This window comes from Halorubrum sp. SP3 (genome assembly GCF_005435195.1).
Classification (GTDB): domain Archaea; phylum Halobacteriota; class Halobacteria; order Halobacteriales; family Haloferacaceae; genus Halorubrum; species Halorubrum sodomense.
Genome location: NZ_SGTU01000796.1, coordinates 1 through 216, shown reverse-complemented (window position 1 = coordinate 216; position 216 = coordinate 1). Strand labels below are relative to the sequence as shown.

1 pseudogene is annotated in these 216 nt (G+C 66.7%); it reads left to right on the top strand.

The window, feature by feature from the left end:
• Positions 1-104, top strand: a pseudogene (locus tag EXE42_RS20585) (O-methyltransferase); the annotation flags it as partial.
• Between the last annotated feature and the right edge of the window lie 112 nt (positions 105-216).

The following is a 216-nucleotide window of genomic DNA, read 5'->3' as shown; positions in this document are numbered from 1 at the left end:
GCGGCATCGGCGAGTACGTGGGGACCGTCCGCTCTGACGACGCCGTGGAGACGGCGGTCCTCCCCGTCGGGTCCGGCATTTCCGTTTCGACGGTCGTCCGATGAAACCGAGCGAAACGGTTATCATGTCGAGTAGAAACACCTACGCAGATGAGTCAAGCGGACGGAGCCGACGGCGACGGGGGACCGCGAGCGGCGTCGCTCGTGCGGGTCCTCG